Annotated in this window: 1 protein-coding gene (running past one end of the window); it reads left to right on the top strand. The window is 73.6% G+C overall.

Annotated elements, in window-relative coordinates; genetic code table 11:
- Positions 1-15,823: the 3' portion of an amino acid adenylation domain-containing protein gene (locus ADK86_RS29515; protein ID WP_053699365.1), read on the top strand. Its footprint begins 485 nt before the window's first position; the window shows 15,823 of its 16,308 coding nt (coding positions 486-16,308); the start codon falls outside the window, past its left edge; its stop codon occupies positions 15,821-15,823.

Below are 15,823 nucleotides of genomic sequence, written 5' to 3'. Positions count from 1 at the left end.
CGAGATCTACGCACGCGACGGCGACGCGTCCGGACTGCCCGCCGTCCGCCCGTACAAGGACTACCTCTCCTGGCTCGCCACGCAGGACCGCACGGAGGCCGAGGCGGCCTGGCGGCACGCCCTGTCGGGCGCGGAACCCTGCATGGTGGCGCCCGCCGGCGCGCTGCGCGAGTCGGTGGTGCCGGGCAAGTGCGTGACCGTACTGAGCGCCGCGGAGACCAAGGCGCTCGGCGAGCGGGCCCGCGGGCTGGGCGTCACCGTCAACACGGTGGTGCAGGCGGCCTGGGCGCTGGTGCTCGGCTCCCTCACCGGCCGCGACGACGTGGTCTTCGGTGCCACGGTGTCGGGCCGCCCGCCGGAGCTGGACGGCGTCGAGGACATCGTCGGCATGTTCATCAACACCCTGCCGGTCCGGCTGCGCCTGGACCCGGCCGAGACGCTGGGCCGGCTCGTCACGCGCCTCCAGGAGGAGCAGACCCGGCTGCTCGCCCACCAGTACCTGGGCCTCAACCAGCTCCAGTCCCTCGCGGGCGGCGAACTCTTCGACACCCTCATGGTGTTCGAGAACTACCCGATCGACGAGGACGCCTTCGACGACACGGAGGACGGCCCGCGGGTCTCCGCCGTCGCCGCGGACGACGCGACCAACTACCCGCTGAGCGTCTCGGTCGTCCCCGGCCACGATCTGGAGATCCGCTTCGACTACCGCCCCGACCTCTTCCGGCTGGAGCAGGCACAGGAGGTGCTGGACCGCCTCGTACGGGCGGTCGTGGCGATCACCGAGGACCCGGACGCGTACGTGGGCCGGGTGGACGTGCTCCCCGCCCCGGAGCGGGCCCGGCTGCTGGCCCTGGGGCGGGGCGCCGAGGTCCCGGCCGCCCCGGCAACCCTGGCCGAGCTGTTCGAGGAGCAGGCCGCGGCCACGCCGGACGCCACCGCGCTGGTGTCAGCCGACGGCGAGCTGACCTTCGCCGAACTCGACGCCCGAGCCGACCGGTTGGCCGCCCTGTTGACCGCACGCGGCGTACGGCCGGAATCCCGCGTCGCCCTCGTGCTGCCGCGCGACTCCTCGGCCCTGGTGGCGATGCTGGCGGTGCTCAAGTCCGGCGCCGCGTTCGTGCCCGTGGACACCGAGTACCCGGCCGAGCGCATCGGCTACATGCTCACCGACGCGGCCCCGGTGCTCACCCTGACCACGACCGCCACCCGCTCGGCCGTGTCCGGCACCGGCGTCGCCGAACTCGTCCTGGACGACGCGGAGACCGTGCGGACGCCGGCCGCCACGGACGTGGCACGGCGTGAGGACAGGGCGCGGGTCTCGCCGTCCAGCCCGGCCTACGTGATCTATACGTCGGGTTCGACGGGCCGTCCCAAGGGCGTGGTGGTGGAGCACCGGAGTGTGGTGAATCTGCTCCGTGCCCATCAGGCCGAGTTCTACGGGCCGGTGTCGGGCGGGCGCCGCTTCCGGATCGCGCTGACGGCGTCGCTGTCCTTCGACACCGCGTGGGACGAGCTGCTGTGGATGTGGGCCGGCCACGAGCTGCACTTCATCGACGACCGCACCCGGCGCGACCCCGACACACTCCGCGACTACGCCCTCGACAAGTCCCTCGACCTGCTGGACGTGACGCCGACGTTCGCGCAGCACCTGTTGGACTCCGGGCTGTTCACGGGGTCGGGGCACCGGCCGAGTGTGCTGGTGGTCGGTGGTGAGGCGCTGGGTGCGGCGCTGTGGGAGCGGCTGGCCGCGCTGGAGGGTGTGTCGGTTCACAACTTCTACGGGCCGACGGAAGCGACGGTGGATGTCACGTCCACTGGGTTGGCGGATGCGTCTTGGCCTGCCATTGGGCGGCCGGTGGGCAATGCCCGGGTGTATGTGCTGGACGGGCGGTTGCGTCTGGTCCCGGTGGGTGTGCCGGGTGAGCTGTATGTATCGGGTGAGGGCCTGGCGCGTGGCTACCTGGGGCGTGCGGGCCTGACGGCGGAGCGGTTTGTCGCCGACCCGTACGGTACGGCGGGCGCCCGGATGTACCGCACGGGTGACGTGGTGCGCTGGAACGCCCACGGTCAGCTGGAGTTCGTGGGCCGCGCCGACGACCAGGTCAAGATCCGTGGCTTCCGCGTCGAACTCGGTGAAGTCGAGTCGGCCCTGACCGCCCTGCCGGGCGTGGAGCGGGCCGCGGTCGTGGTGCGTACCGACGGCGATGTCACCCGGCTGGTCGGTTACGTGGTCGGGGACGCGGAGGGGCCGCGACTGCGGCAGGCGCTCGCCGACCGGCTGCCCGACTACATGGTCCCGGCCGCGGTCGTCCCACTGGACGAGCTGCCGCTGACCGCCAACGGCAAGATCGACCGCAAGGCGCTGCTCGCGGACCGGCCCGCGCCGGACTACGCCGGATCGGCCGCCCGCTCCGGCCGCGCGCCGCGCACGGAGACCGAACGGCTGCTGGCCGGGCTCTTCGCCGAGGTGCTGGGCGTACCCGAAGTGGGCCTGGACGACAGCTTCTTCGACCTGGGCGGCGACAGCATCGTTTCCATCCAGCTCGTCAGCCGCGCCCGCAAGGCCGGGCTCGTGCTCAGCCCGCGCGAGGTCTTCACCCACCGGACGGTCGAGGCGCTCGCCGCGGTCGCGGACACCGCGCGGGACGCGGTGGTGGTGGAGGAGGCCGGGGCGGGCATCGGGCCGGTGCCGGTGACCCCGATCGTGGCCGCGACCGACGAGGCCGGGCCCTGGGGCCAGTTCCACCAGTCGATGCTGGTCGAGGTCCCCGCCGACGCGGGGGCCGACCGACTGACCGCCGCGCTCCAGGCGGTGCTGGACCACCACGACGTGCTGCGCTCCCGGCTCGACGGCGGTACGTGGGAGATCGCGCCGCGCGGCGCCGTGCGGGCTGCCGTACGGCGTGTGGACGTGGCCGGGGCGGACGCCGACGCGCTGATGGCGGCCCTGGCCGATGAGGCCGAGGCGGCGCAGCGGTCGCTGGACCCGAAGACCGGCGACCTCGTACGGGCCGTGTGGTTCGACGCCGGGCCGCACGCCTCCGGACGCCTGCTCCTGGCCATCCACCACCTGGTCGTGGACGGCGTGTCCTGGCGCATCCTGCTGCCCGACCTGCGCAGCGCGTGGGAGCAGGCCGCCGGGGGAGGGGAGATCGAACTCGACCCGGTCGGCACGTCGTTCCGCACCTGGGCGCGCGCCCTGGAGACGGCGGCACGGGAACGGACCGGCGAACTCGGACTGTGGCGCGCCATGGTGGCCGAGCCCGAACCGCTCCTCGGCGCCCGCGCGCTCGACCCGGCCCTCGACACCGTCACCACCGCGGCCGAGCTGACGCTCAGCCTCCCCGCCCGGTGGACCGCGCCGCTGCTGACCCAGGTGCCCGCCGCGTTCCGGGCCGGGATCAACGACGTGCTGCTCACGGGCCTGGCGATCGCCGTCGCGAACTGGCGCGACCGGCAGGGCAAGGAGAACGCCGGACGCGCCGTCCTGGTGGACCTGGAGGGCCACGGCCGCGAGGAGCAGGCCGTGCCCGGCGCGGACCTGTCCCGTACGGTCGGCTGGTTCACCAGCCTGTACCCGGTCCGCCTGGACCTGGACGGCATCGACCCGGCCGACGCCGCCGCGGGCGGCCCGGCGGCGGGGGCAGCCCTCAAGCGGATCAAGGAACAGCTGCGGTCCGTACCGGACAACGGCATCGGCTACGGCCTGCTGCGCCACCTCGACCCGCGGACGGCCGAACAGCTGGCGGGCGGGGCCGTACCGCAGATCGGCTTCAACTACCTGGGCCGGTTCGCGGCGAGCGGCCCGCAGGACACCGCCGGGGACGCGCACTGGGTGTCCGCGCCCGAGGCCACCGGCATCGGCGGCGGCACCAACGACGACATGCCGCTGCCGCACCTGATCGAGGTCAACGCCCACACCGAGGACCGCGCGGACGGCCCGCAACTGGTCGCCACCGTGGGCTGGGCCGGTGCCGTGCTGTCCGAGGCGGACGTCAAAGCACTCGGCGAGGCGTGGTTCGACGCGCTCAAGGCGCTGGCGGCGCACGCCGCGCGGCCGGGCGCCGGCGGGCTCACCCCGTCCGACGTACCCCTGGCCGGACTCGACCAGCCGGAGCTGGACGCGCTGGCCGCGACCGTCCGCGGCGAGCTGTCCGACGTCCTGCCGCTCGCGCCCCTCCAGCAGGGCCTGCTCTTCCACGCGGTATTCGAGGAGCAGGGCCCCGACCTCTACAACACGCAGCTCGTCTTCGACCTCGAAGGCGACTTCGACGCCGACGCGCTGCGCACCGCCGCACACCTCCTGCTGGACCGGCACGCCAACCTGCGCGCCGCCTTCCGGCACGACGGCCTGGACCGCCCGCTCCAGCTCATCCCCGCACGCGTCGATCTCCCGTGGGAACAGATCGACCTCACCCACCTCCCCACCGAGGAAGCCGAAGCCCAGGCCCAGGCGGCGGTCGAGGCCGACCGGCTGCGCCGCTTCGACCTCGGCGCACCGCCGCTGGTGCGCTTCACCGTGCTCACACTGCCGGGCGGCCGGGCCAAGGTGCTGTTCACCAGCCACCACATCCTGCTGGACGGCTGGTCGACCCCGCTCCTGGTGGGCGAGCTGTTCGAGCTGTACACGTCGGGCGGCGACGCCGCCGCCCTGCCCAAGGTCCGCCCCTACCGGGACTACCTCGCCTGGCTCGCGGGCCAGGACCGGCAGGCCGCCGAGGGCGCCTGGCAGCAGGCGCTCGCAGGAGTCGAGCCCTGCCTCCTCGTACCGGACGACAACCAGCACACACCGGTACTGCCCGCGCAGCGCTCGGTACGGGCGACGGCGGAGCGGACCGAGGCGCTGACCGCCTTCGCACGCCGGCACGGCCTGACCCTGAACACCGTCGTACAGGGGGCCTGGGCGGTACTGCTGAGCAGGCTGACCGGCCGCGACGACGTGGTGTTCGGCAGCACCGTCTCCGGACGCCCGCCCGAGGTGCCCGGCGTCGAGACCATGGTGGGCCTGTTCATCAACACCCTGCCGGTCCGCGTCACCACGGACCCGGACCAGCCGGTCGCCACACTGCTGTCCCGCCTCCAGCACCAGCAGACCGAGCTGATGCCGCACCAGTACCTCGGCCTCAACCGCCTCCAGTCCCTGGCCGGAACCGGCGCGCTCTTCGACACCCTGCTGGTCTTCGAGAACTACCCCGTGGACGGCACGGCCCTCGACGAGCAGACCGGCGGACTGTCGATCCGCGGCGTCGAGGGCGAGGACGCGGCGCACTACCCCGTCAGCCTCGCCGCGATCCCCGGCACCGAACTGGAGCTGCGCGCCGACTACCGGCCCGACGTCTTCGACGCCGAGCGCGTGGACCAGCTCCTCGGCAGCCTCCTGCGGGTCCTGGACGCCATGGCCGACAACCCCCGGGGCGCGGTCGGCGACATCGAGATCCACTCGGCGGACGCCCGGACCGCCCTGCTGGAGACCGGGCACGGCACCGAGGTCCCGGCCACCCCGGCAACCCTGGCCGAGCTGTTCGAGGCGCAGGCCGCGGCCACTCCCGGGGCTACGGCGCTGGTGTGCGCCGACGGCCGGTTCACCTTCGCCGACCTCAACGCCCGGGCCAACCGGCTCGCGCACCTGCTGGTCGCGCGGGGCGCCGGACCGGAGACCTCGGTGGCCTCGGCGCTCCCGAGGACCGGCGAGGCCGTCGTCGGCCTGCTGGCGGTGCTGAAGTCCGGCGCCGCCTACGTCCCCGTCGACATGGAGTACCCGGCGGACCGCATCGCGTTCATGCTGGCCGACTCCCGCCCCGTACTGACCTTGACCACGCACGGAACGGCGTCGGCGGAACTGCCGCCCGGGACGGACCGACTGCCGCTGGACGACCCCGAGACCGTACGGGCGCTCGCCGCGCTCCCCGCCACGGACCTGGCACAGACCGACCGGGTGGCGCCGGTGTCGCCGTCCAGCCCGGCGTATGTGATCTATACGTCGGGTTCGACGGGCCGTCCCAAGGGCGTGGTGGTGGAGCACCGGAGTGTGGTGAACCTGCTCCGTGCCCATCAGACGGAATTCTTCGCGCCGCTGTCGAACGGGCGGCGTTACCGGGTGGCGCTGACGGCGTCGCTGTCGTTCGACACCGCGTGGGACGAGCTGCTGTGGATGTGGGCCGGTCACGAGCTGCACTTCATCGACGAGACCACGCGCCGGGACCCGGAGCTGCTGCGTGCGTACGCGGTGGCCGAGCAGCTGGATCTGCTGGACGTGACGCCGACGTTCGCGCAGCACCTGTTGGACTCCGGCCTGTTCACGGGGCCGGGGCACCGGCCGAAGGCCCTGGTAGTTGGCGGTGAGGCGCTGGGTGCGGCGCTGTGGGAGCGGCTGGCCGCGCTGGAGGGCGTGTCGGTCCACAACTTCTACGGGCCGACGGAAGCGACGGTGGATGTCACGTCCACCGGGTTGGCGGATGCGTCTTGGCCTGCAATCGGGCGGCCGGTGGGCAATGCCCGGGTGTATGTGCTGGACGGGCGGTTGCGTCTGGTCCCGGTGGGCGTGCCGGGTGAGCTGTACGTATCGGGTGAGGGGCTGGCGCGTGGCTACCTGGGGCGTGCGGGCCTGACGGCGGAGCGGTTTGTGGCCGACCCGTACGGTACGGCGGGCTCCCGCATGTACCGCACGGGTGACGTGGTGCGTTGGAACGCCCACGGTCAGCTGGAGTTCGTGGGCCGCGCCGACGACCAGGTCAAGATCCGCGGCTTCCGCGTCGAGCTCGGCGAGGTCGAAGCGGCGCTCGCGGCGCACCCTGGTGTCAGCCGGGCCACCGTGGCCGTACGGGAGGACCGGCCGGGCGTCACCCAGCTGGTCGGCTATGTCGTTGGTACGGCGGACGGGCACGAGGTGCGGTCGTTCCTCGGCGGGCGGCTGCCCGACTACATGGTTCCGGCCGTGGTCGTATCGCTGGACGAGCTGCCGCTGACCGCCAACGGCAAGATCGACCGCAAGGCGCTGCCCGCGCCCGCCCACAACACCACCGGCGACCGGCCGCTGACCGGCCCGCGCGATGCGACGGAGCGGGCGCTGTGCGAGGTGTTCGCGGAGGTGCTGGGGGTGCCCGAGGTGGGCATCGACGACAGCTTCTTCGACCTGGGCGGCGACAGCATCGTCTCCATCCAGCTCGTCGGCCGTGCCCGCAAGGCCGGGCTCGTGCTCAGCCCCCGGGATGTCTTCCGGCACCGGACGCCGCGCGCTCTGGCACAGATCGCCGGCGACCGTCCGCTGGGCGTGGCGGAGGACCGGGACGCCGGTACCGGCCCGGTGCCGCTGACCCCGATCGTGGCCTCCATGATCCAGGAGGCCGGGCACTACGCCGGGTTCCACCAGTCGATGCTGGTCGAGGTCCCGGCCGGGCTGGGGCTCGACCGGCTGACCGCCGCGCTCCAGGCCGTACTTGATCACCACGACGTGCTCCGGTCCCGGCTGCGCGGGGACAGCTGGGAGATCGCGCCGCGGGGCACGGTGCCCGCGGGCGCATGCGTCGAGCGGGTGGATGTCTCCGCGGCCGACGCCGACGGGCTCCTGGACGCCCTGGAGGACGCGGCCGCCGCGGCACAGCGGAACCTGTCCCTCGAAGAGGGCCGCATCGTCCGCCTGGTCTGGTTCGACGCCGGTCCGCAGGCCACAGGGCGGCTCCTCCTGGTGGTCCACCACCTCGCCGTGGACGGTGTGTCCTGGCGCATCCTGCTGCCCGACCTGGCCTCCGCCTGGGAGCAGAGCGCGTCGGACGGCGACTGCGTGCTGGATCCCGTACCCACCTCGTTCCGCACCTGGGCCCGGGAGCTGACCAAGCGCGCTGCGGACCCCGGGCAGCGGGACTTCTGGGAGCGGACGCTCGACGGGCCCGCGTCCGCCCTCACCTCCCGCGCGCTCGACCCGGCGCGGGACACCGTTGCCACGGGCGACGAACTCGCCGTGACCCTGCCCGCCGAGTGGACCGGCCCGCTGCTCACCTCGGTGCCCGCGGCCTTCCGCGCCAGTGTGGACGATGTGCTGCTCACCGGCCTTGCGCTGGCGGTGCTGACCTGGCGCCGCCGCCGTGGCCTGCCCGACACCCCCGCGGTGGTGGTCGATCTCGAAGGCCACGGCCGTGAAGAGGAGTTGGTCGACGGCGCCGATCTGTCGCGTACGGTCGGCTGGTTCACCAGCCTGTATCCGGTACGGCTGGACCTGGACGGCATCGACCGGTCCGACGCGCTGGAAGGCGGAGACGCCGCCGGGGCCGCCCTGAAGCAGATCAAGGAACAGCTGCGGGCCGTCCCCGACCGGGGCATCGGCTACGGGCTGCTGCGCTACCTCGACGCCGGGACGGCCGACGCCCTGGCGCGGCTGCCGCAGCCCCAGATCGGGTTCAACTACCTGGGCCGGTTCGCGGCCTCGGGGGCGGACCCGTCGGACGGGCCCTCCTACTGGGAGGCCGCTCCCGAAGCCACCGGCCTGGCCGGCGGCGCGGAGCCGGACATGGCCCTGCCGCACATCGTGGACGTCAACGCGGTGACCGAGGACCGGCCGGACGGCCCGTATCTCGTCGCGAACTGGGGCTGGGCCACCCGCGTCCTGTCCGAAGCGGACGTCCGGGAGCTGGCCGAGGCGTGGCTCGACGCGCTCAAGGCGCTGGTGGACCACGCCGCGCGGCCCGGCAGCGGCGGCCTGACCCCGTCCGACGCGCCGCTCGTCACCGTCACCCAGCGGCAGCTGGACGAGCTGCGGTCCGACCACCCGTCCGTCACGGACGTGCTGCCCCTCTCGCCGCTCCAGCAGGGCCTGTTCTTCCACGCCCAGTACGACACCGACGGCGTGGACGTCTACAACACCCAGCAGATCTTCGAGCTGCGCGGGCAGGTCGACGTACCGGCCCTGCGGGCAGCGGTGGAGGCGCTGGTCGCCCGCCACTCCGTACTGCGCGCCGGTTTCCGGCAGCACGGCTTCGACCAGCCGGTGCAGTTCATCGCCGGGACCGTGGCTTCTCCGTGGCGGGAGACGACGCTCTCGGAGGCGGAAGCGGACCGGTTCGTCGAGGACGACCGGGTACGCCGCTTCGACCTCGCCGCGCCCCCGCTGATGCGCTTCACCCTGATCCGTCTCGGCGGCGACCGCTACCGCCTGGTGTGGACGAGCCACCACATCCTGCTCGACGGCTGGTCGGTGCCGCTGATCACCGGCGAACTCTTCGAGCTGTACGGCAAGCGCGGCGACGCCTCCGCCCTGCCGCCCGTCCGCCCCTTCGCCGACTACCTCGCCTGGCTGGCGCAGCGCGACCGTACGGCCTCCGAGCGGGTCTGGCGCGAGGTGCTGTCCGGCGCCGAGCCGTGCCTGCTCGCGCCCCCGACCGCGGAGCAGGCGCCACCGGCGCAGCCCGCGCAGTACGCGGTCAGCGCCTCCGCCGAGCTGACGCGGGACCTGGACGCGCTGGCCCGGCGGCTCGGGCTGACGGTCAACACCGTGCTCCAGGGCGCGTGGGCGCTCGTACTCAGCCGGATGACCGGCCGCGACGACGCGGTCTTCGGCACCACGGTCTCCGGGCGCCCCGCGGAGATCCCGGGCATCGAGGACATGGTCGGGCTGTTCATCAACACCCTGCCGGTCCGGATCACGCTGGACGTCACCGAGTCCGTCGCCGAACTGCTGGCCCGCATCCAGCACCAGCAGTCCGACCTGCTCGACCACGCCTACCTGGGCCTCGCCGACCTCCAGTCGCTCGCCGGCACCGGCGACCTCTTCGACACGCTGCTGGTCTACGAGAACTTCCCGATCGACCACGAGGCGCTGGAAGCCGCGGTCGGCGACGTGGAACTGGCCGACGCGCACGGCTCGGACGCCGCGCACTACCCGATCAGCGTCGCCGCCCTCCCCGGCGAGCGGCTGGAGTTCCGCGCCGACTATCAGCCGCACCTCTTCGAGGAGGCGTGGATCGACCGGCTCTTCGGGCGGCTGCTGCGCGTACTGGAGGCGTTCACGGCCGAGCCGGACGCCCCGGTGGGCCGCATCGGCGTCCTCTCCGGCGCGGAGCTGCGGCGGCTGATCCCGGAGCCGGTGGCGCACCGGGCCCCGGACACCACGCTGCCCGAACTGTTCGCGGCCCGCGCACGGGCCGTGCCGGACGCGGTCGCGGTCGTCCATGAGGACGAGCGCCTGACCTACGCGGAACTGGACGCCCGCGCGGAGCGCTGGGCGCGGGCGCTGACCGCCCACGGCGCCGGACCCGAGACGTTCGTCGCGGTGGCGCTGCCGCGCTCGGCGGACCTCGTCGCCGCCCTGCTCGCGGTGCTCAAGTCCGGTGCCGCGTACGTACCGGTGGACCCCGGCTACCCAGCGGACCGCATCGCGTACATGCTCGCCGACACCGCACCGGTGGTCGTGATCACCGAGACGGCACAGGACCTGGACGGCGCGCCCGGCAGCAGGCTGACGCTCGACGCGCTGCGGGCCTGGGACGACGAGGCCGAGAGGGCACCGGCCGCACGGCCGCGGCCCGGGAACCCGGCGTACGTGATCTACACATCGGGCTCGACCGGGCGGCCCAAGGGCGTGGTCGTACCGCACGCCAACGTCGTACGGCTCTTCTCGGCGACCCGGCACTGGTTCGACGTCGGCGCCGGCGACGCCTGGACGCTGTTCCACTCCTACGCCTTCGACTTCTCGGTGTGGGAGCTGTGGGGGCCGCTGCTGAGCGGCGGCCGCCTGGTGGTCGTACCGCACGAGGTGAGCCGTTCGCCGCGGGACTTCCTGCGGCTGCTCTCCCGCGAACGGGTCACCGTCCTCAACCAGACCCCGTCGGCCTTCTACCAGCTCATGCAGGCCGACGAGGAGACGGACGTACCGCTCGCCCTGCGCTACGTCGTCTTCGGCGGCGAGGCGCTGGAACTGCGCCGCCTGGCGGGCTGGTACGCCCGGCACGCCGACGACGCGCCCCGCCTGGTGAACATGTACGGCATCACCGAGACCACCGTCCACGTCACCCACCTGCCGCTCGACCGCGAGACGGCGCAGGGGGCGACCGGCAGCCTCATCGGCGAGGCCATCCCGGACCTGCGTACCTACGTGCTGGACGCCGGACTGCGCCCCGCCGCCCCGGGAGCCGCCGGCGAACTGTACGTCGCCGGCGCGGGCCTGGCCCGCGGCTACCTCGGACGCCCCGGCCTGACCGCGCAGCGCTTCGTCGCCGACCCGTTCGGCGCGCCCGGCACCCGGATGTACCGCACGGGCGACGTGGTGCGGTGGAACGAGGCCGGGGAGCTGGAGTACCTGGGCCGGGCCGACACCCAGGTGAAGATCCGCGGGTTCCGTATCGAACTGGGCGAGATCGAGGCCACCTTGGAGGCGCACCCGGCCGTCGCGCAGGCCGCGGTCGTCGCGCGCGAGGACACCCCTGGGGACCACCGCCTGGTGGCCTACGTGGTGTCCGCCGAAGACGGTGCTCACCACGACGCCCTGCGGGAGTTCGCCGCCGCACGGCTGCCGGAGTACATGGTGCCCTCGGCGTTCGTGGCGCTGGAGCGGCTGCCGCTGACCGTGAACGGGAAGCTGGACCACAAGGCGCTGCCCGCGCCCGGCCGCACCGGGGCGCCGCGGGCGGCCCGGCGCGGCCCCCGCACCGCCACCGAACGCGTCCTGTGCCAGGCGTTCGCCGAGGTGCTGGGCGTGCCCGAGGTCGGCATCGACGACAGTTTCTTCCACCTCGGCGGCCACTCGCTGCTGGCCACCCGGCTCATCGGCCGGGTCCGTACCCTGCTGGACGCGGAACTGCCGATACGGGCGCTGTTCGAGGCGCCGACCGTGGCGGGGCTCGCGGAGCGCCTGGACCCGGCCGGGACGGTACGGGAGGCCCTGGCCCCGGTGCCGCGGCCGGAGCGCGTGCCGCTGTCCTTCGCGCAGCGCAGGCTCTGGTTCCTCAACCGCCTCGAAGGCCCGAACGCCACCTACAACCTGCCGCTCGTGGTGCGCCTGCGCGGCAGCCTCGACCCGGCGGCCCTGCGCGCGGCCCTGGTGGACGTACTGGACCGGCACGAGAGCCTGCGTACGGTCTTCCCCGAGGTGGACGGGGCTCCCCAGCAGGTCGTCCGTGCCGTGGACGACGTGCCCGGCTGGCAGGCCGTCCGTACCACGGAGGAGGAACTGCCCGCGGCCGTTGACCGGTTCGTGGACCACGCCTTCGACCTGACCGCCGAGATACCGCTGCGCGCCGCGCTGTTCCCGGTGGCCGACGACGAAGCGGTCCTCGCCCTGGTCCTGCACCACATCGCCGGTGACGGCCAGTCCCTGGCGCCGCTGGCCGCCGACCTGCAAGCCGCCTACGCGGCACGGGCCGCCGGTACGGAGCCGTCGTTGGCGCCGCTCCCGGTGCAGTACGCGGACTACACGCTGTGGCAGCGGCGGGTGCTCGGCGACGAACAGGACCCGGACAGTCCGATCAGCGAGCAGGTCGCCTACTGGCGGCGCGCTCTGGCCGACCTGCCCGAAGAGCTGGACCTGCCCTTCGACCGGCCGCGCCCGGCGGTCAGCAGCCACCGGGGCGGCAGCGTCGCCGTACACCTCGACGCCGCGCTGCACGGCAGGCTGGCCGAGCTGGCGCGGGCGCACGACGCGACCGTGTTCATGGTCGTCCAGGCGGCGCTGGCCACGGTGCTGTCGCGGCTGGGCGCGGGGGAGGACGTGCCGATCGGCAGCCCCGTCGCGGGCCGCACCGACCAGGCCCTGGACGACCTCGTCGGGTTCTTCGTCAACACCCTGGTCCTGCGCACCGACCTGACCGGCAACCCGTCCTTCGCCGAGCTGCTGCACCGCGTACGGGAAACCGGCCTCGCCGCCTACGCCCACCAGGACGTGCCCTTCGAGCGGCTGGTGGAAGTGCTGCAACCGGCCCGGTCCATGGCGCGCCACCCGCTCTTCCAGGTCATGCTGGCCATGGAGAACGGCGGCCCCGCGCACCCGGCGGCCGACTGGCCGGGCATCGAGGCCGAGCCGTACTCCGTGGACAACACCGCGGCCAAGTTCGACCTCACCTTCAACCTCGCGGAGAGCTACGCACCCGGCGGCGAGCCGTCCGGCATCGACGGCGAACTCGAATACGCCACCGACCTCTTCGAGGAGTCCACGGCCCGGTCGCTGGCCGACCGGCTGACCCGCGTGCTCACCGCGGTGACCGCGGACCCGGCGCGGCCGGTCGGCGAGATCGACCTGCTGTCCGGTCCGGAGACGGCACGCCTGCTCGACCAGGGGCAGCACGCCGATCCCGGCGCCGTACCCACGACGTTCCCGGCGCTGTTCGAGAGCGTGGTGGCAGCGGACCCGGACGCCCCGGCGCTCGTCGCACCGGCCCGCGACGGCAGGGGCCGCGACACGCTGTCGTACGGCGAGCTGAACGCCCGCGCCAACCGCCTGGCCCGGCTGCTGATCGCACGGGGAGCCGGCCCGGAGCAGTTCGTCGCCCTGGCGCTGCCGCGCGGCACCGACCTGTTCGTGGCCCTGCTGGCGGTGCTGAAGACCGGCGCGGCCTACCTCCCGCTGGACCTCACCTACCCGCAGGAGCGGATCGACTTCATCCTGCGGGACACCGCGCCACGGCTCGCCGTCAGCCTCGCCGAGGTCAGCGGGGTGCTGGACACGGCAGGCCGCTCGATCCCCGTCGTACTCCTCGACGAGCAGGAACCGGACCTGGCGGAGCAGCCGTCGCACGACATCGGCGACGCCGAGCGGAGCGGCGCACTGCTGCCGTCGCACGCGGCCTACACGATCTACACCTCGGGTTCGACCGGCCGTCCCAAGGGCGTGGTGGTGTCCCACGCGGGCATCGCCTCGCTGGTGGCCACCCACCGCCGGTGGCTGGAGGCCGGCGCGGGCAGCCGGGTGCTCCAGTTCGCGGCGGTCTCCTTCGACACCTCGGTGTGGGAGATCACCATGGGCCTGCTCACCGGCGCGGCCCTGGTGGTCGCGGCCGACGACGAGCGCGGCCCGGGGGAGCCGCTGGTCCGCCTGCTCACCGAGCAGAACGTCACCCACGCGACGATCCCGCCCGCGGTGCTCGCCCGGCTGGACCCGGCACGGCTGCCGTCCGGCCGTACGGTGATCGTCGCCGGTGAGGCGTCCGGGCCCGGCCTGGTGGCGCGCTGGGCCGCACACCACCGCGTGATCAACTCCTACGGTCCGACCGAGACCACCGTGGACGCCAGCATCGCGGTCTGCGCGCCGGGCCCCCGCGACACGGTCCCCATCGGCGGACCGGTCGTGAACACCCGCCTGTACGTCCTCGACCCGTCCCTGCGGCTGGTCCCGCCGGGTGTGCCCGGAGTGCTCCACGTCGCGGGCGCCGGGCTGGCCCGGGGATACGGGAACCGCCCCGGGCTCACCGCCCAGCGCTTCGTCGCCGACCCGTACGGCCCGCCCGGGTCGCGGATGTACAACACCGGCGACGTGGTGCGGTGGAACGCCCGGGGCGAGCTGGAGTTCGTCGGGCGGGCCGACGACCAGGTGAAGGTGCGCGGCTTCCGCATCGAGCCGGGCGAGATCGAGACCGTGCTCGCCGGGCATCCCTCGGTGGAGCAGGTCAAGGTGACGGTCCGCGAGGACGTGCCGGGGGACCGGCGCATCGTCGCCTACCTCGTGGGCGCCGCCGAAAGCGCCGCTCTGCGGGAACTCGCCGCCGAGCGGCTGCCCGACTACATGGTCCCCGCGGCCTTCGTCACGCTGCCCGCGCTGCCGGTCACCTCCCGCGGCAAGGTGGACGTGAAGGCCCTGCCCGCACCGGCCTACGCCTCCTCGGGCGGCCGGGCCCCGCGCACCCCCGTCGAACGCGCCCTGTGCGAGGTCTTCGCGGAAGCGCTCGGCGTCGACACCGTGACCGTCGACGACAACTTCTTCGAGCTGGGCGGCCACTCGCTGCTGGTGCTCCAGGTGGTCAACGGCGTCGAACGGACGCTCGGCGTACGGCTCCCGCTGCGCAGCCTCTTCGAGCACCCGACCGTGGCCGGGCTCGCGGAATCCGGCCTGGACGGCGGACCCGGCGGGTTCGAGCCGCTGCTGCCCCTGCGGACCGGCGGCGACCGCGCCCCGCTGTTCTGCGTGCACCCCGTGGGCGGCCTGGGCTGGGACTACTTCGGTCTGCTGCGCGGCCTCGACCCGGACCGGCCCGTCTACGCGCTCCAAGCCGACGGCATGGACGGGGACGCCGGCCTGCCGGACACGATCGAGGAGATGGCCCGCGCGTACGTGACGCGGCTGCGCGGCGTACAGCCCACCGGCCCGTACCACCTGCTCGGCTGGTCCTTCGGCGGGCTGGTCGCGCACGCCATGGCCACCCGGCTCCAGGAGGAAGGGGAGGAGGTCGCGCTGCTGGCCCTGCTGGACAGCTACCCGCCGGTGCCGGGGGCGGCCCCGCCCACCACCGACCAGGAGGAGGAGCAGACGGCCCTGCTGGAATTCCTCGGAATCGACCCCGCCGAATTCGGTGGCGCGGCCCCCACTCCGGAAGAACTGGCCCAACTGCTGGCGGACGACCCGACCACCTATGCCGCACTGGGTACGGAACGCCTGCTGGCCATCGGCCGGATCATCGGCCGGGGCGTCCGGGCGAGCAGGGAATTCCGCCCTGCCGTCTTCCACGGCGACCCGGTGTTCTTCCAGGCCACCGAGGACCAGGCCAGCGACCTGCGCCCCGAAGCGTGGGAGCCGTACACCGAAGGGCACATCGAGATACACCCCGTCGACTGCGCCCATTCCGACATGCTCGACCAGCGGTCGGCGCTCACGAAGATCACCGCTGTTCTGTCCGAGAAACTCACCTGA

Source organism: Streptomyces sp. NRRL F-5755 (assembly GCF_001279365.1).
Taxonomy (GTDB): domain Bacteria; phylum Actinomycetota; class Actinomycetes; order Streptomycetales; family Streptomycetaceae; genus Streptomyces; species Streptomyces rimosus.
Note: the sequence above shows the minus strand (reverse complement) of the source record. Positions and strands in the feature narration are given on the sequence as shown.